General features: G+C 59.6%; 18 protein-coding genes. 4 read left to right on the forward strand and 14 right to left on the reverse strand.

Features of this window, described 5'->3' with window-relative positions; genetic code table 11:
- From rsmH to dinB, 4 genes are all read right to left on the reverse strand, one after another.
- Complete coding sequence (gene rsmH, locus ACYU0X_RS11005; RefSeq protein WP_461900693.1) at positions 1-993, reverse strand: 16S rRNA (cytosine(1402)-N(4))-methyltransferase RsmH; 993 nt, start codon at positions 991-993, stop codon at positions 1-3.
- A 158-nt stretch (positions 994-1,151) separates the two neighbouring features.
- The gene (gene mraZ / locus ACYU0X_RS11010) at positions 1,152-1,568 is read right to left on the reverse strand and encodes a division/cell wall cluster transcriptional repressor MraZ (RefSeq protein WP_309406537.1); all 417 of its coding nucleotides are present in this window, start codon (positions 1,566-1,568) and stop codon (positions 1,152-1,154) included.
- Between the two features lie 577 nt (positions 1,569-2,145).
- Positions 2,146-2,526, reverse strand: a complete 381-nt coding sequence (locus tag ACYU0X_RS11015) for a DUF3040 domain-containing protein (RefSeq protein ID WP_461900695.1) — start codon at positions 2,524-2,526, stop codon at positions 2,146-2,148.
- 115 nt (positions 2,527-2,641) lie between these two features.
- Positions 2,642-3,889, reverse strand: a complete 1,248-nt coding sequence (gene dinB / locus ACYU0X_RS11020; protein ID WP_461900697.1) for a DNA polymerase IV — start codon at positions 3,887-3,889, stop codon at positions 2,642-2,644.
- Between the two features lie 127 nt (positions 3,890-4,016).
- On the opposite strand from dinB, the gene ACYU0X_RS11025 reads away from it, so the two are divergent.
- A complete protein-coding gene (locus tag ACYU0X_RS11025; protein WP_461900699.1) occupies positions 4,017-5,123 on the forward strand; it encodes a polyprenyl synthetase family protein in 1,107 nt (368 codons plus the stop codon).
- A gap of 71 nt (positions 5,124-5,194) precedes the next feature.
- Here ACYU0X_RS11025 and ACYU0X_RS11030 read toward each other — a convergent pair whose 3' ends face one another.
- A complete protein-coding gene (locus ACYU0X_RS11030; RefSeq protein ID WP_309406532.1) occupies positions 5,195-5,548 on the reverse strand; it encodes an Rv2175c family DNA-binding protein in 354 nt (117 codons plus the stop codon).
- Positions 5,549-5,790: 242 nt separating this feature from the next.
- On the opposite strand from ACYU0X_RS11030, the gene ACYU0X_RS11035 reads away from it, so the two are divergent.
- The gene (locus ACYU0X_RS11035) at positions 5,791-7,458 is read left to right on the forward strand and encodes a LysM peptidoglycan-binding domain-containing protein (RefSeq protein WP_461900701.1); all 1,668 of its coding nucleotides are present in this window, start codon (positions 5,791-5,793) and stop codon (positions 7,456-7,458) included.
- 72 nt (positions 7,459-7,530) lie between these two features.
- Here ACYU0X_RS11035 and ACYU0X_RS11040 read toward each other — a convergent pair whose 3' ends face one another.
- The 5 genes from ACYU0X_RS11040 to ACYU0X_RS11060 all read right to left on the reverse strand — a co-directional run bounded on the left by ACYU0X_RS11040 (position 7,531) and on the right by ACYU0X_RS11060 (position 16,469).
- Positions 7,531-9,012, reverse strand: a complete 1,482-nt coding sequence (locus ACYU0X_RS11040) for a sensor histidine kinase (protein ID WP_309406528.1) — start codon at positions 9,010-9,012, stop codon at positions 7,531-7,533.
- A gap of 6 nt (positions 9,013-9,018) precedes the next feature.
- Positions 9,019-13,824: an NAD-glutamate dehydrogenase gene (locus ACYU0X_RS11045; RefSeq protein ID WP_461900703.1), complete on the reverse strand. Its 4,806-nt coding sequence runs from the start codon at positions 13,822-13,824 to the stop codon at positions 9,019-9,021.
- 109 nt (positions 13,825-13,933) lie between these two features.
- On the reverse strand, positions 13,934-15,163 hold the full coding sequence (locus tag ACYU0X_RS11050; RefSeq protein ID WP_461900704.1) for an AAA family ATPase: 1,230 nt from the start codon (positions 15,161-15,163) through the stop codon (positions 13,934-13,936).
- Positions 15,160-15,825, reverse strand: a complete 666-nt coding sequence (locus ACYU0X_RS11055) for an SAF domain-containing protein (RefSeq protein ID WP_418906963.1) — start codon at positions 15,823-15,825, stop codon at positions 15,160-15,162. Before ACYU0X_RS11055 ends, ACYU0X_RS11050 begins: the two co-directional genes overlap by 4 nt.
- Positions 15,826-15,920: 95 nt before the next feature.
- Positions 15,921-16,469 carry a hypothetical protein gene (locus tag ACYU0X_RS11060; protein ID WP_461900705.1) on the reverse strand — a complete coding sequence of 183 codons (549 nt, stop codon included), beginning with the start codon at positions 16,467-16,469 and terminating at the stop codon, positions 15,921-15,923.
- Positions 16,470-16,586: 117 nt separating this feature from the next.
- Between ACYU0X_RS11060 and ACYU0X_RS11065 the strand changes: the two genes are divergently transcribed.
- Positions 16,587-17,345: a LysM peptidoglycan-binding domain-containing protein gene (locus ACYU0X_RS11065; protein ID WP_461900706.1), complete on the forward strand. Its 759-nt coding sequence runs from the start codon at positions 16,587-16,589 to the stop codon at positions 17,343-17,345.
- Positions 17,332-17,814, forward strand: coding sequence for an Rv3235 family protein (locus ACYU0X_RS11070; RefSeq protein WP_418906966.1), 483 nt, complete (start codon positions 17,332-17,334; stop codon positions 17,812-17,814). Before ACYU0X_RS11065 ends, ACYU0X_RS11070 begins: the two co-directional genes overlap by 14 nt.
- Here the strand turns inward: ACYU0X_RS11070 and secA are convergent.
- The 4 genes from secA to ACYU0X_RS11090 all read right to left on the reverse strand — a co-directional run bounded on the left by secA (position 17,811) and on the right by ACYU0X_RS11090 (position 23,432).
- Positions 17,811-20,465: a preprotein translocase subunit SecA gene (gene secA, locus ACYU0X_RS11075; RefSeq protein WP_418906967.1), complete on the reverse strand. Its 2,655-nt coding sequence runs from the start codon at positions 20,463-20,465 to the stop codon at positions 17,811-17,813. The genes ACYU0X_RS11070 and secA overlap by 4 nt on opposite strands.
- A 131-nt stretch (positions 20,466-20,596) precedes the next feature.
- The gene (locus tag ACYU0X_RS11080; protein ID WP_418906968.1) at positions 20,597-21,763 is read right to left on the reverse strand and encodes a winged helix-turn-helix domain-containing protein; all 1,167 of its coding nucleotides are present in this window, start codon (positions 21,761-21,763) and stop codon (positions 20,597-20,599) included.
- Positions 21,764-21,780: 17 nt separating this feature from the next.
- A complete protein-coding gene (hpf, locus tag ACYU0X_RS11085) occupies positions 21,781-22,479 on the reverse strand; it encodes a ribosome hibernation-promoting factor, HPF/YfiA family (protein ID WP_309406513.1) in 699 nt (232 codons plus the stop codon).
- Positions 22,480-22,652: 173 nt separating this feature from the next.
- On the reverse strand, positions 22,653-23,432 hold the full coding sequence (locus ACYU0X_RS11090; protein WP_461900707.1) for a ComF family protein: 780 nt from the start codon (positions 23,430-23,432) through the stop codon (positions 22,653-22,655).
- Between the last annotated feature and the right edge of the window lie 25 nt (positions 23,433-23,457).

A 23,457-nucleotide genomic window follows, 5' to 3' on the forward strand; every position in this document is an offset into this window, starting at 1 on the left:
CTAGCTCCTCTTCAGTACGCGTTCCACCGCTCGCAAGCGGGCCGATGCTGCACGTGAATTCTCAGCGATTTCTGCATCGCTGGGCTTTTCGGTTCCCTTGGTCAAGACCTTGAATTCGGCCTTATGTTCTTCGAGCTCCACCGGGAAACCCGGAGGCGCCGATGAAGTCGATCCCTGCACGAAGTGACGTTTGGTGATCTTGTCCTCCAGCGAGTGATAGCTCATGACCACCACACGCCCGCCGACATTTAGCGCCCCCATGGCCGCCGGAATCGCTTCTTCCAGCACATCGAGCTCTTCATTGACGGCGATTCGAAGTGCTTGAAAGGTGCGTTTCGCCGGATGCCCGGAGTTACGGGCTGCGGCGGCTGGAACGACGGCGCGAATGACCTCTACCAGTTGCGCGGTGGTAACGATCCGTTCGCTGGCGCGCGCTTCGACTATCGCTCGTGCGATCCGACCTGCGAATTTTTCTTCGCCCCACTGTCGGATGATGCGCTGTAGCTCGGCCTGTTCGAGGTCATTGACTAGGTCTTCCGCGGTGGGCCCTACCGAGGTGTCCATACGCATATCCAGCGGGGCATCGTAGGAGTAGGCAAAGCCGCGCTCCCGTTCGTCGAGTTGCAGGCTCGAAACGCCTAGGTCGAAGAGCACGCCATCAACACCGGCGAATCCAAGGTCCTCCACCACGTCTGCGATCTCGTTATAGACGGCGTGCACCAGATCGGTGCGATCGGCAAATTTTGCCAGACGAGCCCCGGCGAGCGCATGGGCCTGCTCGTCTCGGTCCAGTCCAATGAGGTGCAGGTCGGGGAAACGGGTCAGCAGAGCCTCGGAATGACCGCCCATACCCAAGGTGCAGTCAACGACCACGGCCTGGCGCCCCTGAGCCTGTGCGTTGTGAATTCCAGGCGCAAGCAGATTCACGCAACGATCCAGAAGTACCGGAACATGCCGTTCCGCCGCTGGTCGCTCATTCTGCGATGCTGCCACTAGTATCCCTTTCTCCAGCCCCGCCGCTGATGTCAGGTCCCCCTCCAACCCCCGGCAACGATTCGTTCTGGCTCCGGGGAAGTGAAGCCAGAGCTTATCGCTCCGCGAGATGGCTGGAGATCTCACACCAGCGTCATGATTCTCAAATTCGTAGATTGTCAGTCTTCGTCGTCGGTTTCGGAGAAGGCATCTTCCTGCTCTTGCAGGTAGGTTTGCCAGGAATCCGTGTCCCAGATTTCTACGCGGTTGCCAGCGCCGATCACGGTGACCTCGCGCTCCAACCCTGCATAGCTACGCAGAATCTGAGGAATCGTGACGCGCCCCTGCTTATCCGGCAGCTCATCCGATGCGCCCGAGAGAAACACTCGGGCATAATCACGAGCCTTACGCGAGGTCAACGAAGCCTGAGCCATCTGCTCATGTTGCTTCTCGAACTCGGCCTGACTGAAGACATAGATGCAACGCTCTTGTCCTCGAGTAAGCACCAAACCGCGTGAGAGTTCGTCACGATATTTCGCGGGGAGGATCAGTCGCCCCTTCTCGTCCAAGCGCGGCGTGTACGTCCCGAGGAACATTCACGCCACCTCCTGAAAATGGTCCGAAACGACCCCAGCCCCTCTACTACGCTCCACTTTACTCCACGACCCTCCACTGTCAACGCACATCTTCCCTTTCCACTAGGTCTTGGAATAAAAAATCCGCGTCCTATCGCGGGAGATCGACGCGCAGAGCGAGTGGGCGGAGTAGTGGAGCGTGTGAGCTTCGCGAGGCTCATCCGGGCGTAATTCCGCGAGTTAACGTGCGTTTTGGGAGGGACCTGAGCCTTCGGTGGCGCAAAGTGGAGGGCCGTGGAAACCGGGCAGATGAACGCCGGGTGTGAAAAATCGCGAAAACCTAGGAATCTCCGGAGAATCACTTTCCGCCCCGAGTTCAATGCAGAGCATTTCGCCCCTGCAGCGCGAGGCGATCGTCCGTAAATCCCGAGCGTTGGCTCTTCGAGGGAGTGATGTGGAGGAACAGGTGATGGTTCGCCGTAGCTGCACGCCTGGGCCCTACCTCTTAGAGGCAGTGATGCGGGGGCCTGCGCCTTCGGGCGCGAAAAAGGGCGTAGCCGCCATGGCTACGCCCTTTTTAGAAAACCGTTGATGAGTGTTAGTCGTCTTGATCTCGCTTGCGCTGATCCCAGCGCTCCTCAAGTCCCGACATGAAGGAGGACCCCTGCTTACGTCCCTGCCCCTTGGTGCCGGGAGCCCCAGTTCCACCCAGCTTGCCCGAAGCAGACTTACGCATGGCCAGCAATACGCCACCGAACATGAGTGCAAAACCCAGCACACCCAACGGGATCCACTGCTGTGAAATACCGAAAATCAGTACCGCGACACCGGCAATTGCCAGCAGAATACCCAGTGCGATGTTGCGCGTCGAGAACCGGCCGTTCACGGGAGCCTTCATACTTGAGGCAAAACGGCGATCTTCATGCAGCTGTTTTTCCAGCTGCTCCAACAGACGTTGCTCATGTTCTGATAGTGGCATCGTCCTCTCCTTCCACACGCAATTGATGCTTCTCACCCATCAATTCGTATAACGCACCATGCGCCGCTTTTGTTCCCCATTCTTAAGGGACCGTGCCTACATATCTAGGATAGTCTCATTTTGGCTTCTCGTGGCCCTCGCGCGGTAATTCTGAAGTTTCCATCAGACTCTGCTCGGCACGTGAACGTTCGGCAGGCGCCCCGAGCAAGCTCGCTGGCTTGACCACCGATCCGGGAAACCGCTCGTTAATACGATCAATCGCGAGTTCCGACTCACGCTCCCGCTCACCGCTCTCGTCCAAGGTGAATTGCAATCCCTCGCTCGGGCTACCCAGCTTCTCCACGCGCAAGCCAATAAGGCGGACCGGTTGCGCCAATGGCAAGAGCTTTTGCAGTAGCGGTTTAGCTTCCCGGGCCAAAGTAGCCGTCGAATCGGTAGCCGCCGGCAAGGTACGTGAGCGGTTGGCGACGCTAAAGTCGGCATACTTGAGCTTGAGCCCGAGCCCGGCTGCGGTATGCCCTTGCCTTCGCAAACGGCGCCCCAGCCGATAGGCCAGGTCCACCAGTTCGCGCTCGACCGCTTGCGGATCACGTAGATCCGTGGCCAATGTATGCTCCACGGAGATGCTCTTCTCCTGGTGCTCCGGTTGTACCGGCCGATTGTCAATTCCCAGCGCCAGCTGATGGAGCGACCGCCCGGATTCGCCGAATCGTGCCACAAGACGCGAAACCGGCTGCGCGGCGAGGTCCGCAATACTGGCAATACCCATGGTGAGCAGTTGCTCACGGGTCTTCGCTCCGACTCCCCACATATGCGCGATAGGTAGTTCGTGAAGAAACTCCAACGTCCGTTCGGGAGGAACGACAATGAGACCGTTGGGTTTGGCCCGAGTGGACGCCAGCTTGGCTACGAACTTATTTCTGGCAATGCCAACACTGGAAGGCAGCCCGAGGTTGTGTGCAATGTACTGACGAATCTGGTGAGCAATATTCACCGGCCCACCAAGCAGGCGCATGGAACCGGTAACGTCGAGGAAGGCCTCGTCGATACTGACCTGTTCTAGTAGCGGTGTGATCGTGGCGAAATACTCCATCACGGCCCGCGAAGCCGCCTCGTAGCGTTCCCGATGTGGCGGGACAATGACAGCGTGTGGCGCCAGAGCCATGGCCTTACTCATGGGCATGGCCGAGCGTACGCCCAGTGCGCGGCAATCATAGGACGCCGACAACACGACGCTACGCCCTTGCGGGCTACCGACGATCACCGGGCGGGAGGCCAGCTCTGGGTCGTAAAGCCGTTCCACCGACACGAAGAACGCATCCATATCCACATGCAAGATTGCGCGCTCGGGGCCGGTTTCCATGCCAATAGTCTAATTCCCGACCCCGACAGTGAGCACCGAGCCCCCTAGCTGTCTCGACACCGGCCACCACCACCGTGCAAGGTAAGCTGAAGATGTCCGATATTGCCTTGTGTAGAAAAGATGTCGAATGTCGCTCCCCGATTCATCCACCGCTCTCGAAAAAGAAGCAGGGCGCTTAAGCATCGCCTATGCATCCTCGGTGGCCGAGTCACTGACCGAGTTCTTGGATCTCAAGGAACAGGAAGTCGCGCAAATCACGAACTCCGCCACTGAGATTGTCCGCGCGATTAAAGACCTCTCGGCCGGCGGAAAACGTCTTCGCCCACTCTTTGCCTACTGGGGATTCCGTGGTGCTGGAGGTCCCGAACAGTCGCAGGACATTGTCAAGGTCGGCGTTTCCCTAGAACTCTTCCAGGCAGCGGCTCTGATCCACGATGACCTCATCGACAATTCGGATACGCGACGCGGACAGCCAAGCGTACATAAGCGCTTCGAGGCGCAGCATGCCCGCTTGGGCCTCAGCGGGGACGCCGTCCGTTACGGAGCGGCGAGCGCTATTCTCACCGGGGATCTGTGCCTGTCGCTCAGTGAAGAGGTTTTCTCTTCCATCGACCGAGACGGCCATGCGGCGCGACGAATCTTCAATTCCATGCGCACGCAGGTTATGGCCGGTCAGTACCTGGATGTACTCGAGGAGTTCGCGGGGTCGGTCTACGACCCCGCCGAAGCGGTCAAGCGCGCCCGAACCATCGTGCGCTACAAGTCTGCGAAGTATTCCACTGAAAATCCCCTATTGCTCGGCGGAGCCTTGGGAGGTGCCGACGAGCACCTGCTAGCCGCCTATGGCAATTTCGCATTACCGCTCGGCGAAGCTTTTCAGCTTCGAGACGACGTGCTCGGAGTCTTTGGAGACCCCTCGATTACCGGGAAGCCAGCAGGCGATGACCTGCGCGAGGGAAAGCGAACCGAGATCATCGCCCACGCCCTTTCGTTGGCCAGCGATGACGAGGTGGAATTTATTCAGACGCGCCTCGGTGCCCGTGACCTATCGGAGCACGAAGTGTCGCGGCTCAGCGGCATTTTGCGCGACAGCGGCGCCCTGGCGGCTACCGAGGAAAGCATCGACGCGCTCACCGCACAGGCCCTGCAGGCCTTGGATGAGCTCGGGATCGACCGTTTAGCTCATACCGGTCTGCGCTGGCTCAGTGACGCGGTCACCAAACGAGCTAAGTAACGTCAAAAGCCTCAGGGTCAGAACCTTCCGGTTCTGACCCTGAGGCTTTAACACTGTTGGTCGCTCAGGGGTTACCAGCCCAGAGCCTGCGCACGGCGACGAATCTCCGTTTTACGCCCCGTGCGAAGGCAGTGCATGGGTGTTCCGGGCAGACTGTCGTCTTCGGTAAACAACCACTGCACGGCTTCTTCATCGGAGAATCCAGAGTCCCGCAGCACCGAAAGAGTGCCCTTTAGACTTTCGACGATTGCCCCGTCCTGGACGAACTGTGCAGGCACGCTCTTGATGCCGCGTTCGCCCACGCGCAACACGACGATGGCGCGCTCGTCAACGAGTCGATGGACACGACGAATATCAATATCCAGTAGCTCCGCCAGATCCGGCAAGGTCAGCCATTCACCGACCAATTTTTCGATATCACTCACTCCACTAGGTTCCCACATGGGTCGTGGACAAAAAAACTTTCGCCAATCCAGTCACACTGGTTTCCTTGCGACTCATTAGTAGTGTAAATTCACAAGTATCACTTTGATAACAATTGCATCACGAACTAATTGCCAGTGGCTGGTCGTTTGTTATGCGCGGATCGTTGCCCACAACTTTTGATATGAGGAACCCCCAAATGTCCCCAGAGTCGAAACATGTTGCTATGCATGCCTTAGGTGTCGTGGCTACCGCATCCATTCCGGCAGCCGTCATTGGTAGCCTCGCGGCCGCGCCCGCCATGGCACTACCCGTGGAGACCTCTAAGACCCAGGCATTCGCGCCCAAGTCGGTAAATCCGCAAACCGTCAAAAAGGCCGAGCAGCACATCAAGGCCCATCTACTCTCTTCGAGCGTGACAACGCTCGGGTTGCCGGCACATCGCTCCGTCAGCGAAATCACGGTTCCCGAGGGCGCCTCGCTCTGGAGCATCGCCCGGGAGTACGACACCACCGTTGATAAGCTGCGTAAGCTCAACGACATCAAGGGCGATCACATTGTCGCTGGTCAGAAGCTCAAGATTTCGGGCGACTCGTCGGGCTCGTCAAGCCCCAAGAAGACCTCGTCGTCGAAGACCAAGGCCACGTACTACACGGTCAAGTCCGGCGATACCCTCAGCGGCATTGCTTACAAGCACAAGCTGTCTCTCGATAGCCTGCTGAAGAAGAACGACCTTTCGCGTTCCTCCAAGATCTTCCCTGGCGACAAGCTGCTCGTGGATGGCCAGAAGAGCGCCCCACAACAGCACAAGAGCGGCCCGGCCCCCAAGTCCAGTGGCGGCTCCAGCTACACCGTGACCTCAGGCGATACCTTGGGCGGCATCGCCTACAAGCACAAGCTATCGCTGGCGGAGCTGCTCAAGCTCAACCCGAAGCTCAGCAAGAACTCGGTGATCCACCCGGGCGACAAGATTCGCGTGGGCGCAGGATCCAGCTCGGAGACCAAGTCAACCGGCAAGAGCACCCCCACGAAGAGTGGCAACGGAACGTACACCATTCAGTCCGGTGACACCCTCTCGGGCATTGCTCACAAGTTCGGCATGAGCACCAAGGACTTGGCCGCCAAGAACAACATGCGAGTCAGCGACACCATTTACGTCGGGAAGACTCTGGTCGTCTCGGGTCAAAAAACTGGTGGCTCGAACAACTCCAAGCCACAGGCCCCGTCGAAGACCAAGACCTCGACCTACACCGTCAAGGCTGGCGATACCTTGGGCCAGATTGCCAACTCCCACGGGATGCGGCTTTCACAGCTGCTGGATCTGAATCCGCACGTAAGTGTCGACGCTCCCTTGAAGATCGGCACCCAGCTGAAGCTGTCCGGCTCCTCCGTCGCACCGAGCGGTGAGGTCAAGAAGGAGACGCGCAAGATCGGCAACTCCTTCAACGGACGCACCTACCCCGAGACCACCGTCGACAACGCCAACGAGAACAAGAACAAGCTCGACGCCATGGATGTGCCCAGCCGAGGCCAGATGGAAGCGATGGTGCGTTCAACCGCCCAGTCCATGGGTGTTGACCCTGCACTGGCGTTGGCCCACGCCTACCAGGAATCCGGCTTCAACATGCGGGCGGTGTCCCCAGCCAACGCACTGGGCGTCATGCAGGTCATCCCCTCCACCGGCGAATGGATTTCCGGACGCATCGGGCGCCAGCTGAACTTGCTCAACCCGCAGGACAACGTGACCGCCGGCGTGGCCACCATCGCGTACAACCTGGACAACACCGACAACTTGGATCACGCCATTGCGGCCTACTACCAGGGGCTCGGCGGTGTGCGTAAGTACGGCATGTACGAGGACACGAAGCACTACGTCGCCAGCGTCAAGGCGCATATGAAGCGCTTCCGCTAAAAGCGCGACGGCGCCAAAACGTAGGGGGTGGATCCACATTTGAGTGGATCCACCCCCTACGTCGTTAACTCCTTAGCGACGCTCGATATCCAGCGGCAAGTTGATCTCAACTTGAGTCCCGCCATCGGGCGCAGGCAGCCACTGGATGTCTCCGGAGAGCTCACCGGAGACGAGAGTCTGCACAATCTGTAGCCCTAGGCCCTGGCGCCGCGGTTCGGGCGGCAATCCATGCCCGTCATCGCTGATAACGACCTTCAACCAGTTGCGGGCGTCGGCTCCACGGTAGCGTGCAGCATGCAGGATCACGGTGCCATCACGCCCCGCAAGACCGTGCTCCACCGCATTGGTCACCAACTCGTTAATCACCAGCGACAGCGGAGTCGCAAGGTCCGCCGGAAGCATCCCGAACTCCCCCTCACGGCGCGTGGTGACACGCTGTTCCGGGGAGGCAATCTCGACGATGAGCCGGAACTGGCGATCCATCAGATCGTCGAACTTGACGCTCTCGTTCAGTCCCTTGGACAAGAAGTCATGCACGGATGCAATCGTGGAGACTCGGCGCATGGCCTGTTCGAGCCCCTGTTTACCTTCGGGAGAATCCATGCGCCGCGACTGCATGCGCAGCAGGGCCGCCACCGTTTGCAGGTTGTTCTTCACTCGGTGGTGGATCTCGCGAATGGTGGCGTCCTTGGAGACGAGCTCCTTCTCCCGCCGACGCAACTCGGTGACATCGCGGCACAGCACGAGCGCGGCGAAACGGCGCTTGGCGTCGCGCAAGGGAATGGCCCGAAGCGACAGCGTGACCCCGTGAAATTCCACTTCGGTACGCCAGGGCATCTTGCCCTGAAGCACCAGCGGCAACGTCTCATCGACTACGCGTCGATTGCGCACTAGAGCCATGGTCAGTTCTGCCAGCGGTTGGCCTTGCAATACTTCCGCGGCACCCAGTCGGCGGAAGGCGGAGACCGCATTGGGACTGGCGTATTCGACGACCCCTTCGGTGTTCAGCCGGATAAAGCCATCGCCGACACGCGGCGCGCCGCGCCGTGACCCGGTGGGGCTAGCAAAATCGGGCCACAAACCGCGCGTGCCCATCACCAGCAGATCTTCGGCGCTTTGCCGATACACCAGCTCCAAATTAGACGGGGTGCGGCTTGGCGACTGATCGTAGTGCGTGGTGATCACCGCGATGGGGCGTCCCTCGCGGGCCATCGGTACTGCCTGCACGCTGGGCTGGCCCAGAATAATCTCGGTGCTGGGGATGGCTGTGGAGCGCTGAATCTCTAGCGTCTGCCAGGCTTCGTCCACCATGATCCGCAAATCTTTACGGATGCGCTCCCCCACGAAGTCCGTGTGGAATGACGTGTGCGAGGTGGAGGGACGCACATGAGCCAGCGCAACATAGGATCCATCGCCGGTGGGGAACCAGAGCACCAGGTCGGCGAACGCGAGGTCCGCGACCAGCTGCCAGTCCCCCACCAACAGGTGGAGCCAGTCCTCATCACCGGGCTTCAAGTCGGCATGTTGGCGCAATTGCTCGGTGATGAGGGCCATAGATACTTACCTTCGAACGACGGAACGCAGCAGGCGTAGAGCCACTGACAGCGACGCCATATCGTCGCGGGCCAGCGAGTTCACCTCGGCGAACATGCTCTCCGCACGTTCAAGGTTAGTCGCGTTCGCTTCCTCCCACTGTGCAACACGCTCGTCAATATCGGCCACGTCGGCACCGATCTCCAACACGTTGGCCGTGATGTCGATGATGGTCGTGTATAGATCGTCGCGCATCGCGCCACGAGCCAGGGCTTGCCAGCGGTCAGCACGTGGCAGCGAGGTGATGCGGTTCAGCAGGTTGTCGACGTCGAATCGTGCGAACAGTGCGTAGTAGGTCTCGGCGACCAAACGCGCCTCGAGTTCCGAACGTGTCACGTAACCGGCGATGTCCAACAAGGCGTAGGACTCGAACTGGGTAGCCCAGGTTTCGGCCAGCTGCTCGCTGACACCCTTCTCGAGGGCCTCGGCCCGCCACTGCTGGAAACGCTCCTGGTCGACGCCGCGCAACAGGGTCGGCAGTTGACCACGCAGGCTCGCCACCGTTGGCCCGAAGCGGTTGACGGCTTCCTCGACCAGCAGCTGCTCGTCGACGTGGTTAATGAACCAGCGCGTTGCACGGTCCAGCAGACGGCGCAGGTCGTGATGCTGCTGACCCCAGTGATCCAGGTCGGTGCCGGCCGGCTGTTCGTTAATCATGGCGAACTGCTTGTCGAATCCGTAGATCTCGCGCAGGGCGCAGAACACCTTGGCAATCTGAACTTCGCTGGCGCCGGTCTCTTCCATTGCACGGAAAATGTAGGTGATGCCGCCGATGTTCACGACTTCGTTGGCGACGACGGTGGCAATGATCTCCCGGCGCAACGGATGCGACTGGATATCGTCGCCAAAACGCTCGACCAGTTCCTGCGGGAAGTAGCGGCGCAAGGTGGCGGCGAAGTACGGGTCGTCGGCCATATCCGAATCGGCGAGGGCCCCTGCCAACTGGATCTTGGCGTAGGCGGCCAGCACCGACAGTTCCGGTGCCGTCATCGGCTCACCGTTGGTGCGACGTTCTTCCAACTGCTCCGCGGTAGGCAGGAATTCCAACTCGCGGTTCAGATCAGCATGCTCCTCAAGCCACTGCATCAAGCGCTCATAGGCCGGGGCCCACGTGAGTGCCGCGTGCTTCTCGTTGACGAGCAATACGTTCTGATCGGCGTTGGTGCGCAACACCAAATCGCCAACGGTGTCGGTCATCTTCAAGAGGAATTCGGCGCGATGCTCGGGGGCGATGGCACCGGCCTTGACCTGACGGTCCACGAAGATCTTGATGTTCACTTCGCGGTCCGAGGTGTCCACACCGGCGGAGTTATCGATCGCGTCGGTGTTGAGCAACACGCCGTGGCGGGCGGCCTCGATACGGCCAAGCTGGGTCATACCCAAGTTGCCGCCTTCGCCGATGACCTTGGCCCGGACCTGCTTGCCATCCACACGGATGGCGTCGTTGGCGCGGTCGCCGACTTGCGAGTGGGTCTCGACGCTGGACTTGATGTAGGTACCGATACCGCCGTTGTAGAGCAGGTCAACATCGGCCGCGAGAATTGCCTTGAGCAACTCATTCGGGCTGAGTTTCACGACATTGGCGTCCAGGCCCAGAGCTTCGCGCACCTCGGCGCTAATCGGCACGGACTTCAGGCTGCGCGAGTAGACACCGCCACCGGCCGAGATGAGTTCCTTGTTGTAGTCAGCCCAGGAAGAGCGCGGCAGATCATACAACCGCTGACGTTCGGCAAAGGAAACCTCGGGATCCGGATTCGGATCCAAGAAGATATCGCGGTGGTCGAATGCCGCGACCAGCTTCACGGTCTTGGTGCGCAGCAGGCCATTGCCGAAGACGTCGCCGGACATGTCACCGATACCCACGGCGGTGAATTCTTCACGCTGGGTGTCGAGGCCAAGTTCGAAGAAGTGACGCTTCACGGACTCCCAGGCGCCGCGGGCGGTAATACCCATGGCCTTGTGGTCGTAACCTACCGAGCCGCCCGAGGCGAATGCGTCGCCCAACCAGTGATGCTTCTCCTCCGAAATGGAGTTGGCGATATCGGAGAAGCTCGCCGTACCCTTATCGGCTGCGACCACCAAGTAGGAGTCGTCGCCGTCACGGCGCACCACATCCACCGGCGGAACGGTGCGTTCGCCGGACTCATCGGTGATGACATTGTCGGTCAGATCCAGCAGGGTGCGGATGAAGACGCGGTATGCGCCCTTGCCTTCTTCCATCCAAGCACCACGGTCAACGGCCGGGTTGGGCAGCTGCTTGGCAAAGAATCCGCCTTTGGCGCCGGTAGGAACAATCACCGAGTTCTTGACCATCTGAGCCTTGACCAGACCCAGAACTTCGGTGCGGAAATCCTCTCGACGGTCCGACCAGCGCAAGCCACCACGGGCGACCGCGCCGAAACGGAAGTGCACGCCTTCGACGCGTGGCGAGTACACCCACAGTTCATGCATGGGGCGTGGGAACGGCGCGAAGTCAATCTCGCGCGGAGCCAGCTTGAAGCCCAGGGCCTGCTTGGCGGCGTAGTAGTTGGTTCGCTTCGTTGCTTCGATAACCTTCACGATGCGACGCAGCAAGGTATCGGCATCGAGGGTCGGCACGGACTCGAGGGCCTCACGAATCTGCTCGTGTGCGAGATCGCGTGCGGTCGCGGACTCCTCCGGGCTCAGGGCCGGATCGAAGGTCGCGTGGAACAGGTTCACGATGCCATGGGTGACCGCGGCGTTGGCGACCAGCGTGTCGGCGATGAACACCGTGGAATTCGGCACGCCAAGCTGAAGCAGGTAGTGGGTGTAGGCGCGCAACATGGCAACTTCCTGCCATGACAAGCCTTCACGCAGGACCAGTGCGTTGAGCTTATCCGACTCGGCGTCCTGGTTGACGACCGCGGTGTAGGCGGCAGCAACCTTTTCCTGCACCGAGACGAAGTCCATGCGCTCGTCGAGCTTCAGGCCCATGTCGTAGATGTAACGCTGTCCGACACCGGCCGGATTCAGTTCGTAGGGGCGCTCGTCGACAACGTCGAGCCCCAGATCCTGCAATACCGGCAGGATGCGTGAAAGCAGCAGCGGCTCGTCGACAAAAATCTTCATGCGCACCGAGACGAGCGAGTCTTCATCGACGGACGGCGTGTAGAACGAGACAACCGGGCCCTTGCGTTCAGGCTGCTCGAGCTCGCTGAGCAGGTCGATATCGTCCAGCGCGTCCTGGATATCGAACTGCACCTTGTAGGAGGCGGGGAAAGCCTCAGACCACGTGCTGGAAACTCGACGTGCCGTCGTGGTTTCCATGCTTTCGCGTGCGGTGTCGGTGATCGCTTCGCCCCAAGAGCGAACGGCCTTGGCGATCTTGTCTTCGAGGCTCAGCCGGTCAACCACCGGAGCCTGACCGTGCTTTTGCAGGCGCAGGCGGTAGAACAGGCGCACCAGTGAGCCGGTGCCCAGCTGAAGCTCGTACTCCTTGAACTCAGGATTGAAGCTCTCTTCAAGGACCTCTTCGACGCGGTAGCGGATCTCCGTGGAGAAACGATCACGCGGAATGAAGATCATTGCGGTGACGAATCGGCCATAGTCCTCGGTACGCAGGAAGACCGAGGTGCGACGACGCTCCTGCAGACGCAAGATACCCAGCGCGATGTTGGTCAGATCTTCAACGGAAATCTGGAACAGCTCGTCACGCGGGTAGGACTCGAGAATGGTGACAATGTCTTTACCCGAGTGGGAATCCGAGGCGAAACCTGTATTGCGCAGTACCGCTTCAACCTTTTCGCGCACGACCGGGATGCTCTTGACACTGGAGGTGTACACCGTCGAAGAGAACAGGCCGATGAAGCGACGCTCGCCGTTGACTTCGCCATTGGCGTCGAAGCTCTTGATACCTACGTAGTCCAGGTACACGCCACGGTGCACGGTCGAACGCGTATTGGCCTTGGTCAGCACCAGTGCGCGCTTTTCTCGAGCGGTGGCTCGGCCGCGCTTGGTCAGGTGCAGCACACCGGGGTCTCCGGATTCGCGCATCAATCCCAGCCCGCTGTCCTCGCGGGCGCGCAGGACGTCCTCGCCGTGCTCGGTGACCAGATCGTATTCGCGGTAGCCGAGGAACGTGAATCGTCCGTCGGTCATCCAGTTCAGCAGCTCAACGGCTTGGTCAAGATCCGGGATTTCTTCGCTACCAACGGTCTGCTCGAGGGTCGCGGCAACCTCGTGGGCGCGATCGAGCATGGCCGGCCAGTCTTCGACCGAGACGCGTACGTCTGCAAGAACCTTCTGCAGTCCCTCAACGATGGTCTTGGCCATCTCATCGCTGATCTCCGTGGCCAGTTCCACCGAAATCCAGGACTCCACCTTGGTGTTCGAGTTGGGATTCAGTAGTCCGCTGAGATCAGAGTGCGCGGCGGTGTCGCCGCTAGCGATCAGTTGGGTACCGGTGCTTTTCAGGGACTTGATATCGCCCTGTTCCAAATCACGTGAGACCACGAAAGTTGGGTGTACCACGAGCTGGATTGGCGCTTCGAGACGCACCAGTTCGCTAGTAACCGAATCAACCAGGAAGGGCATATCGTCGGTGACAATATGCACCACCGACAACCCGTCGTTCCGGGTAACCGCGACATTCGCGGTTTCTGGCTCACGGCTAAATCCAACCTCTAGGTGAGCCGCCACCCGAGATTCGAGTTCGTCGGGCGAATAGGCCGCAACGTCCTCTCGCGCGATTTGGCCATAGTACTCGCTCACCAGTTGTGGGGTGAGAGTCGCATCCATGAATGATTCAGACATGCTGGATTCCGACGAGTTCAACTGAACGCCTCCAAGAATGAAGTTCAACGTATCCGCATCTTTGCGGATGTCCGGTAGCACAACCCTATCGCGTTTGACCGTCGATAGTTCACTTACGTGCGCCGAGCAACAATCGACCTCGGCCATGCCTGGATTTTCCCCCAGAATGGCCAAGAATCGCTCGAATTTCGCGGCGCAACGAACACCGTGGAGAGATCTCCAACAGCGGGCTCCCAGCCAACACTGCCGCATCGCAAACGGTAGCGTCATTGGGCAAATAGCCAATCACCGGGTGCATCGGACCAAAGCGCTGCCAAGCCTCCGCAAGCCTTCGTTGCGGACTCGCACCCACCCCGGCGGCACTGACCTTATTGAACAAGATCTTCACCGGTGCCCCGGGGACTTGCTCGTCGAGTTCATCGAGTGCGCGGATGGCCCGAGGCACGCCAATACTGTCGGCCGCGACAACCATAACGACCTCGTCGGCGATACGCATGAGCTCCAGCGGGACGCCATTTCGTTGCGGAGCGTGCGTGTCGAAACTCAATTGCTCATCGGTCTCAATACAGGATGAGAGATCGACGACGACACGGTCGAATCGTTGCCGCAACAAGGTCACCGCCTTGCGCAAGGCGCTTGGGCGAACCTCGGGCCAGCGACTTGCCCGGGGAATGCCGGTTGCGACGCTCAAATTGGCATCACCCACACGAACATTGAGGCACTGCGCTTCCATGCGCAGAGCGTCGGCGCCCACACCGTCTACGGCTCGGCACAGTTGCACCACGGCAGCGGATTCCTCCATGAGCCCCAGCAGAGACGCAATTGAAGCAGCATAGGTATCGGCGTCAATGAGCACAACCGACTCCCCCGCGTTGGCCGCCTCCGCCGCATAGTTCAACGAAACGGTGCTGCGCCCGGGTGCGCCGGGCGCTCCCCAGAAGCAAACTACGCGACCGTTCTGTCCGGTCTGCCCTGCTCCCACATCTGGCACATCAGGGAAGTCCAACTTCTCCAGGGCATCGGTAATTCCCGCTTCCAACACTTCGGCGGCGGCATCGGGTGAAAATCGGACGATGTCCTCGGCGAGCGCACGCTCGTCATCGTCCTCGACGAGGACTGCCAAGATGACACGCTGGGCGACGACCAAATCGATTTGCTCAGGCGATGGCATCAGGCTTGTCTGGGCTACGAGAAGGACACTGGCACCGCCCGCCGCGCACAGGGCAACGGCTTCGCTCATCTCTTCGCAGACGCGTGTGACAACCAGCTCTCCGCGGTGACCCTCGATGCGCCGGATTAGCAGCTCGTCCCCACCAAGCACGACTACCGGGATACTCATGAACGTTCCCCTAGCGGGTTATAAACCACGATAATTCGTGATTCGTTAGCCAGCGCCTGCAGTAGCGCGTCGAGATAATCCGGTTCTACGAGTAGCTCGAGATTCGTGCCGCCCTGTCCAACGAGCCCGCCGTCGCGGGCAGTCCGTCGGGACACCTCGATCATTTCAGCTAGGCGGGTGGGTGAGTTAAACCCTTGACCACGCTCGGCCTTCTCCGCGATCCACACATCAACGAAGCTTCCCGCGGTAATGGCCGGACTCAGGTCGAGGGGCTGGTCTACATTGATCGGACGCCGCGAGCCCAGTTCGCTGCGTGCCACCGCATTGCGTGGGATCAGTTGCCCTGCGGCGATAAATCCATTGGACCGTACGCCTTCGAGCAGTTTCGGATCGGCGGGCAAGTAGTTCTGCGTCAGCTCTCCTAGGCGGACTTCTTCCGTTCGAAGATTGTCGGTGCTGAGCTCCTCGCCCAAGGTGATATTTCGCGTACTGACGTAGACGCCGGTAGTGCTGTTGAGCTCCTCGATCAAAACCACGGTGCCGGCGGTTGACGCCACGACAAGGACGATGCCGAGGGCCAAGCGGGGGTCTTTCCAGGTGGGCCGTTTATGCCGCACCGCGGTACGTGACGAAAGTCCATCACCGGGTTGCTCGCTGCCCATGGTGGCCTCCTGAAGCGTGAACGTCAGTTTCAGTTATAGTTCGTGAGCCTACGACACCAAGCGTGAGCTGTGAAGATCCACTTTCGGGTTGTTGATTAATCCCAGTCTGTGGCCACGACCCAACCGAGATTCGCCGTCGGCAGCAAATACTGATGGTCGGGACGATCCGAACGGGGAAATTCTCCGAGCGGGTGCGCATGAAGTTCCACAAAGTCTGCGCCAACTTGTATCAGGCGCCCGCTTCCAAGGTGTGTGCCATCGCTGGCGTGCAGTTGCACGTGCGAGCGGTCGCGAAGTGCGGCCCGTAAGACGGCGTTGAGCGAAACTCGCGAGGCCTCACCCCGGCGAAGCATCCGCGAGCTGGTGCGGATAAAGCGCAACGCCGCAAAGGTTACGACGTAGAGCTTTCCCACGCAGTCGAGACTCAGGTAGCCATCACCGACCGTAAGGAGTCGGCCGCGGCAATCCCCGACCGTTGGCAACTCGAGGACTACTTGCTGCCCTACCGCCCAGAGAAGCCGCTCGGTCAACGTCTGACGTGCCTTCTCCACACGTAGCCCCTCGGCGACCTCTTGGCGGGCATCTTCGGCTAGTTGAGCTTCGAACTGAGTCTCGAGGTCTTCGAACAATTTCTCCCAACGCATGTGCTCACTGTACGAGTTCAACAAATAATCCCCAAGAGGTTCCCACCAACGTACTTAGGTGGCACAATGATGCTCAACTTTCATCAAATAGCATCAAATGAAAGTAGATGAGTAGTAATGGCAGTCAAGCTAGCAAAATTGGCGCTCGGTGTCGGCATCGTTTTCATAGCCGCACTCACCCTGCGGCAGTGCCTACGTCACCAAGACCTGCTCCTGGTGGACCTGTCCCCGCTCGCCAATGATGTACAACGCCTGGCGATTGCGGCCATGCTCATGCTGGCAGGGCTGTATGGGGCCGTGATTCTCACTGTGCGTCTGGCCCTGCTGGCGGCGCGTCGCGGACACACTCTCGGACTACGGCTTTGCTACAGCATCGCGCCTCGCACCGTGCGCACCCTACTCGGTTCGGCCCTTACCGGATCACTCTTGCTCACCGCCCTACCGGCTAGCCAACCCGGCGCGTGGGGGCTGTCCCCGCAGGGCGAAGTGACCCTAGTTTCGGGAGAGACCACAACCAGTCGTGGAATCGACAGACTCGCGGCGCCGAACGAAACACTTGAGGCTCCGAGTCCGCAATGGCTTCCTCACCGAGTGTCGGTGCCCATTAGCCGGCTGATTTCGGAGGCTCCACAAGCGAAGAAGCGGTCAGCAGAACCCCCGGAAACGGTCGTTGTTGCCGGCGACTCGCTGTGGAGCATTGCCGCTAAGCACCTTGGCGCGCAGGCCACGGTCGCAGATATTGCCGCGTACTGGCCACAGATTTATCGCACCAATCGAGACCGCATTGGCACCGACCCCGATGTACTGCGCATCGGCACCACGCTCCAACTCCCCACCCCAACTACGATCAAGGAGTCAGGCCATGACCATCACTAGCGAAGCGCCTACCGTGCCAGCGGCATCCTCGACACTGATAGCCGATGAACATTCTGCGCCCGTCGCCGGCGAATCGCCGACACATCTGGTCCGCTCACTCAACCACATTTTTCGACGTCCCGATACGCTCGAATCCGACCACATCCGGGTGGTCAAACTGGTCCACGCCATTTCACGTGCCGTCTTCGAAATCCTCGCTGGCTATCGATCTCTGCAACAGTTGGCCTTCGCCGTGGAACCCACCTGCGTGGAAAAACTACGCCACCAACGAATTCTGCAATGTGCAGATCATGCGGGCGCGGCGGACTTTTGCCACTGCGCAATACGCTCGGTACACCTCTCGCGCAACTCGGCCGACGCTTTTGAATGCACGAGCATTCTGGCCTTTAAAGACCGCGTCCGTGCCGTAGCGCTCCGGGTTGAGCGCTGGCACGGACGCTGGCAAGTAACTAGCCTTGAAGTTCTCTAGCGCTTCTTGCTCTTCTTCTTACCCTTGGTCTTTGCAGGCTTTTCCGAGGCAGCCTGCTGGCGGGTGACACTTGCCTGTCCGTCTTCGTCGGGACCGGTAAACTGCAGGTTCTGCGGCTTCGCCGGAGCCTGCACCGGGGCGCTCTGTGCCTCCGCATCCGGAATCTCCAGATTGAACAGGGTGCCAATGCTCTCCTCGCGGATGGATTCCATCATCGCCTGGAACATGTTGTAACCCTCGCGCTGGTACTCCACCAGCGGATCACGCTGCGCCATGGCTCGAAGGCCGATACCTTCCTTGAGGTAGTCCATTTCGTACAGGTGTTCCTGCCACTTACGACCAATGGTTGAGAGCACCACACGACGCTCTAGATCGCGCATGGTTCCAGCGCCAACGGCTGCCTCGCGGGCGCGGTATTGGTGTTGTGCGTCGGAATGAATTTCGCGTTCAAGGAACTCGGCGGTCAAGTGTGCCTTACCACCGGCTTCCTCGATGACCTCGTCAATGGACAAGGAGATCGGGTAGAGCTGCTTGAAATTCGTCCACAGCTGCTTCAGATCCCACTCATCCGGGTTACCGATCGCGGTAGCCTCGACCACCATGGCCTTGACCACGTCTTCAAGGAAGTGCTCGACCTTCTCGTGGATGTCATCGCCCTCAAGAATGGAACGACGATCATCGTAAATAGCCTGACGCTGACGGTTCATCACGTCGTCGTACTTGAGCACATTCTTACGCTGTTCGGCGTTGACGCCTTCAACCTGTGCCTGCGCCGACTCGATGGCCTTTGAAACCATCTTCGATTCCAGGGCCACGTCGTCGGGCATCGTCGGGTTGTTCATGATGCGTTCGGCCAGTGCCGAGTTGAAACGGCGCATCAGGTCATCGGTCATCGAAAGGTAGAAGCGCGATTCACCCGGGTCGCCCTGACGGCCGGCACGACCACGGAGCTGGTTATCGATACGCCGCGACTCGTGACGCTCGGTACCCAGTACATACAGGCCGCCGAGCTCGGCGACTTCCTTGGCTTCGGCTGCGACGGTGTTCTTCGCATTAGCAAAGACCTCGTCCCACTGCTTTTCGTACTCTTCGGTGTTGTTCTCGGGATCCAGGCCGCGGCGTTCCATTTCGGCGACGGCCAAGAACTCGGCGTTACCACCGAGCATAATATCGGTACCGCGACCGGCCATATTGGTAGCCACGGTGACCGCACCCTTACGACCGGCCATCGCGACCACGGCAGCCTCGCGAGCGTGCTGCTTTGCGTTGAGCACCTCATGTCGGATGCCCTTCTTCGCCAGCAGTCGGGAGAGGTATTCGCTCTTCTCCACGCTGGTGGTACCCACCAGAATTGGCTGTCCGGTCTTGTGGCGCTCGGCAATATCCTCAACGACCGCGTCGAACTTCGCGATTTCGTTCTTGTAGATCAAGTCCGACTGATCTTGGCGGATCGCCGGCTTATTCGTAGGAATCTCGACAACGCCAAGTTGGTAGGTCCCCATGAATTCGGCGGCCTCGGTCTGCGCGGTACCGGTCATGCCCGAGATCTTGTCGTACATGCGGAAGTAGTTCTGCAGGGTAATGGTGGCCAGCGTCTGGTTTTCGGCCTTAATCTCGACGCCTTCTTTGGCTTCGATGGCCTGGTGCATACCCTCCGAGTAGCGACGTCCCTGCAACGCACGGCCGGTGTGCTCATCGACGATCATGACCTCGCCGTTCACAACGACGTAGTCCTTATCCTTCTTGAACAGTTCCTTGGCCTTGATGGCGTTGTTCAAGAAACCAATCAGCGGGGTGTTGTTGGACTCGTAGAGGTTATCGATCCCGAGGTGGTCCTCGACCTTTTCGATACCTTCCTCGAGGACACCGACGGTGCGCTTCTTCTCGTCGACCTCGTAGTCTTCATCTCGCTTCAGCCGATTCACGATCTTGGAGAATTCGGTGTACCAGCGGTTCACATCCCCCGAGGCCTGTCCGGAGATGATCAGAGGCGTACGTGCTTCATCGATCAGGATCGAGTCGACCTCATCGACGATGACAAAGTTGTGCCCGCGCTGAACCAACTCATCTCGGCTCCACGCCATGTTGTCGCGCAGGTAGTCGAAGCCAAATTCGTTGTTCGTACCGTAGGTGATGTCCGCGGCGTACTGCTTGCGACGCGCCGCCGGGTCCATGTTGGCCAAGATACAACCGGTGGTCAGACCCAGGAAGCGGAAAACACGACCCATAAGGTCCGACTGGTACTCGGCCAAGAAGTCGTTAACGGTCACCACGTGAACGCCCTTGCCGGTGAGCGCGTTTAGATAAGCCGGCGCGGTGGCGACCAGAGTTTTACCTTCACCAGTTCGCATTTCGGCGATGTTGCCCATGTGGAGTGCCGCTCCACCCATGAGCTGGACGTCGAAGTGACGCATGCCCAGCACACGATCGGCGGCCTCACGGACGGTGGCGAATGCCTCGGGCAAGAGCGAATCTAGCGACTCACCATTGGCCAGGCGTTCCTTGAACTTCTGGGTTTCATTCTTCAGCTCGGCATCGGAGAGCTGCCGGAATTCCTCGTCCAGCGTATTGATGGTGTCGGCATAGGCCCGCAGCTTCTTGAGGGTCTTTTTGTCGCCGGTCCGAAGAATTCGTTCAAGCAGTGATGCCACGTGGTTGCTCCCATTATCTAAAGCGCAGGAAATCTGGCCAAATACAGTCTACGTGAGGATTACTCGCCCTTCGGCGATTTAGTTCGTGCGTCAGCCATTCGCGGAATAATATCGACTGACCATCAGCTGTTTCACAGCCGATGTTCGACGCGGTCCAAGCTCAGCCAACGCGCCATCTCGTTCAATTCATCAAGCAACAGACTCCGATGCGTGCCGTCATCCTCCCCTTCCGGATGATAGGACTGCACCCGAAGACAACCTGCCGCTCGGTCGGCTTTTAGGTCGACGCGACCAATGAATCGATCGCCGCGCAGGATCGGAAAAACATAATATCCGTATCGACGTTGCGCCTGTGGCACGTAAATTTCGACGCGGTAATCAAAGCCGAAGAATTTCGCTAACCTGCGTCGATTGATAATCATCGGGTCGAAGGGCGAGAGTAGCCGGAGCTGATCATCGATTTTTCTGGGGATACGCGTTTCCGGCAACAGATACACCGCCTCCGCAATATCCGCCACGCTCGCTAGCACAACGGATCCCTCATCCACCATGCTGCGAAGCACCTGGCGCACAGGTTGCACCGGAAGCCGAAAATAGTCGGCGACGCAGTGCGCTGTCCCGAGCCCTTGGGCTTGCAGCGACGCGATCACGAGCCGACGTAACGCAATCTCCGACTCCTCGGCTTCCAGTGGCCGTCCGATCACGTGCTCGGCTAAGGCGAAGCGACGTTCAAAGTGCTGGTTTCGCCCGAGCGACAAGATCTTTCCCCGCGCGAACAGCGACTCGGTAATAACCTTGGTCTCGTTCCAGTTCCATCCCCAGTGTTCGCGGTCCGTCGTGGCCGGAACCTCCAAGGCCTTACTGATCTCCCGTGCCGTAACGCCCGGTCTCTGCTTCAAGTAAGAGAGGATCGCGTCGCTGAGCTGGTGCTGCGAATCGGTGAAGTGTTCCGAACGGTCCACCCAACGTCGGCGCTGCCAAGGGATCAAACTCGGCACAAGCTCGGCGCAAAGGTAGCTGGCCTCATGCCCCCAGTATTCGGTGACCGTCGAGCGAGGCGAAGAAACCAGACGATCCAGTAGCGCAGTGTCGTAATGGCCAAGACGCGCAAAGTATGCAAGGTAGTGTGCCCGCTGCACGACGTTTATTGAGTCGATCTGCACCTGCGCTAAAGACGCGTGTAGCCGACTCAGCGCACGTTGCGTTACCGGTTTCCCGGGTTTGCCACGGGCCAATGATTGAGCGGCCAACGCCACCCGACGAGCCTGCATAAGGCTCAGGTGGCGTTGGCCGCTCACGGTCGTGCTGCTAATGACTAACCTTCCGTTGATGCGACGGTGTCTCGGTAACCGCGCGTCTCAATTGGCAGTTCATCTCCGTCACCCAGCGATGGGTCCAGGGTGATGACGCCGTAGTTGTAAGTTTGGCGATGGTAAACCACCGAGTGCGCACCCGTGGCTTCATCGATGAACAGGTAGAAGGGATGTCCCACCAGTTCCATGCGGTCCACGGCGTCGTCGATGCTCATCACCTCGGCAGGGAAGACCTTGCGACGAATGACCACCGGCGAATACTCCGGTTCCTGCGCATTTTCAGCGGCTTCGGCTTCGGCCTGTGCCTTCAGGGTCTGTTCGGCAAGGGTTTCGCCGGTAGCGGCTGGCGGCAGCAAGCTCGTGGCTTCGTGTACGGCAATCGGCGCGTGGTTGCCGCGGTGGACCTTGCGCTTGTCGCGTGCCTTACGCAGGCGTTCGAGGAGCTTTGCGAACGCCGTGTCGAAGGCTGCAAACTTATCGGCCCCGCGTGCTTCGGCGCGTATCGCCGGCCCGCGTCCAACAACGGTCAATTCAACGGCCAGAGCGTCGCTCTGGTTGCGTGCGTGGCTTTCCTTGACGACCTTCACGTCGATGCGCTGGATCTTAGTGGCCAGTTGTTCGACTTTGGCGATCTTCTCGTCCACGTACTCGCGGAATCGATCCGAAACGGTGATGTTTCGTCCGCTGTAGTTCAGCTCCATGGTGTCCTCCAAAATAGAGTCGGGTGACACAACAATCTGAAGTTTCTGCTGTCTTCAGGTTGAAGATGGGCCTTCGCTGCATCTGTGATGCAACCCATACTTCACCATATGCCAGTTCTGTAAAGATGCAACTGAAAACGCCGTAGATTTCTTATCGCGTATAGCGAACTGTACTAGTGCACCTCGTGATCCGGGGCCGGCGTCACCGCCAAGACAACCGCACCTACCACGCGGTAGCCAGCGACTTGGCAAGCGGAGACCGCCTGCTTCATGGTGTGGCCGGTGGTCAGTACGTCATCGACGAGGATCACCGCCGGTGCGGGGCATGCCGGAGGTTCGGCACGAAACTTCCCGTAGCCCTGTCTACGTCCTTGAGCCGTGCGTCCCTTCTGGGCTCCGCCGAATTGCCCATGGACGGTATAACGCAAGATTGGTCGCACCCGAGTATGCGCAGGCATCCATCCCTGCTGGACAACGAAACGCAAAATATCGTGCACCGGGCAAAAACCGCGGCGTGAACGTGCCCTGACCGAAGTGGGCATCGGCACCACGAGCAGATCACCGCCAGGCCCATATCTCGTGGACATCATCTCGAGGGCTACCCCCATGGCGGGACCGAACGCAGAGCGCAAAAAGTAACGTTGGCGATTCTTGTAGGCCAGGATCGCCCGGGCCAGCGCATGGGTGTAGACACCGCAACCCAGTACCGGAATGTCCGCGGGTAGATCGGGCAGGGTGAGGCTACTGTACACAGGCTCCCCGGTGCGCAGCCCTGAAAATTCTTCACGAAGTTCTTGGGCGCACTGGGCGCATAGTCGGTCCCCCGCTCGACTGCACAGCGCGCAACTGGCCGGAACCCAGAGGTCGGCAACTTCCTGTCCGGCCCGTACCAGGGTGCGGGTGAGCCGGGCATGCCACAAGTTGTCGAGAAACACTAGCCAACGATGCGCCATGCCATCAGCATGACGCGACTCGACG

The sequence above is a fragment of the Glutamicibacter sp. X7 genome (genome assembly GCF_054889245.1).

Bases quoted from the DNA above. Each gene is read 5' to 3' on its own strand.
- mraZ (WP_309406537.1), bottom strand. From the start codon at position 1,568: ATGTTCCTCGGGACGTACACGCCGCGCTTGGACGAGAAGGGGCGACTG.
- ACYU0X_RS11015 (WP_461900695.1), bottom strand. From the start codon at position 2,526: ATGCCACTATCAGAACATGAGCAACGTCTGTTGGAGCAGCTGGAAAAA.
- dinB (WP_461900697.1), bottom strand. From the start codon at position 3,889: ATGGAAACCGGCCCCGAGCGCGCAATCTTGCATGTGGATATGGATGCG.
- ACYU0X_RS11025 (WP_461900699.1), top strand. From the start codon at position 4,017: ATGTCGCTCCCCGATTCATCCACCGCTCTCGAAAAAGAAGCAGGGCGC.
- ACYU0X_RS11040 (WP_309406528.1), bottom strand. From the start codon at position 9,012: ATGGCCCTCATCACCGAGCAATTGCGCCAACATGCCGACTTGAAGCCC.
- ACYU0X_RS11045 (WP_461900703.1), bottom strand. From the start codon at position 13,824: ATGTCTGAATCATTCATGGATGCGACTCTCACCCCACAACTGGTGAGC.
- ACYU0X_RS11050 (WP_461900704.1), bottom strand. From the start codon at position 15,163: ATGAGTATCCCGGTAGTCGTGCTTGGTGGGGACGAGCTGCTAATCCGG.
- ACYU0X_RS11055 (WP_418906963.1), bottom strand. From the start codon at position 15,825: ATGGGCAGCGAGCAACCCGGTGATGGACTTTCGTCACGTACCGCGGTG.
- ACYU0X_RS11060 (WP_461900705.1), bottom strand. From the start codon at position 16,469: ATGCGTTGGGAGAAATTGTTCGAAGACCTCGAGACTCAGTTCGAAGCT.
- ACYU0X_RS11065 (WP_461900706.1), top strand. From the start codon at position 16,587: ATGGCAGTCAAGCTAGCAAAATTGGCGCTCGGTGTCGGCATCGTTTTC.
- ACYU0X_RS11070 (WP_418906966.1), top strand. From the start codon at position 17,332: ATGACCATCACTAGCGAAGCGCCTACCGTGCCAGCGGCATCCTCGACA.
- hpf (WP_309406513.1), bottom strand. From the start codon at position 22,479: ATGGAGCTGAACTACAGCGGACGAAACATCACCGTTTCGGATCGATTC.
- ACYU0X_RS11090 (WP_461900707.1), bottom strand. From the start codon at position 23,432: ATGGCGCATCGTTGGCTAGTGTTTCTCGACAACTTGTGGCATGCCCGG.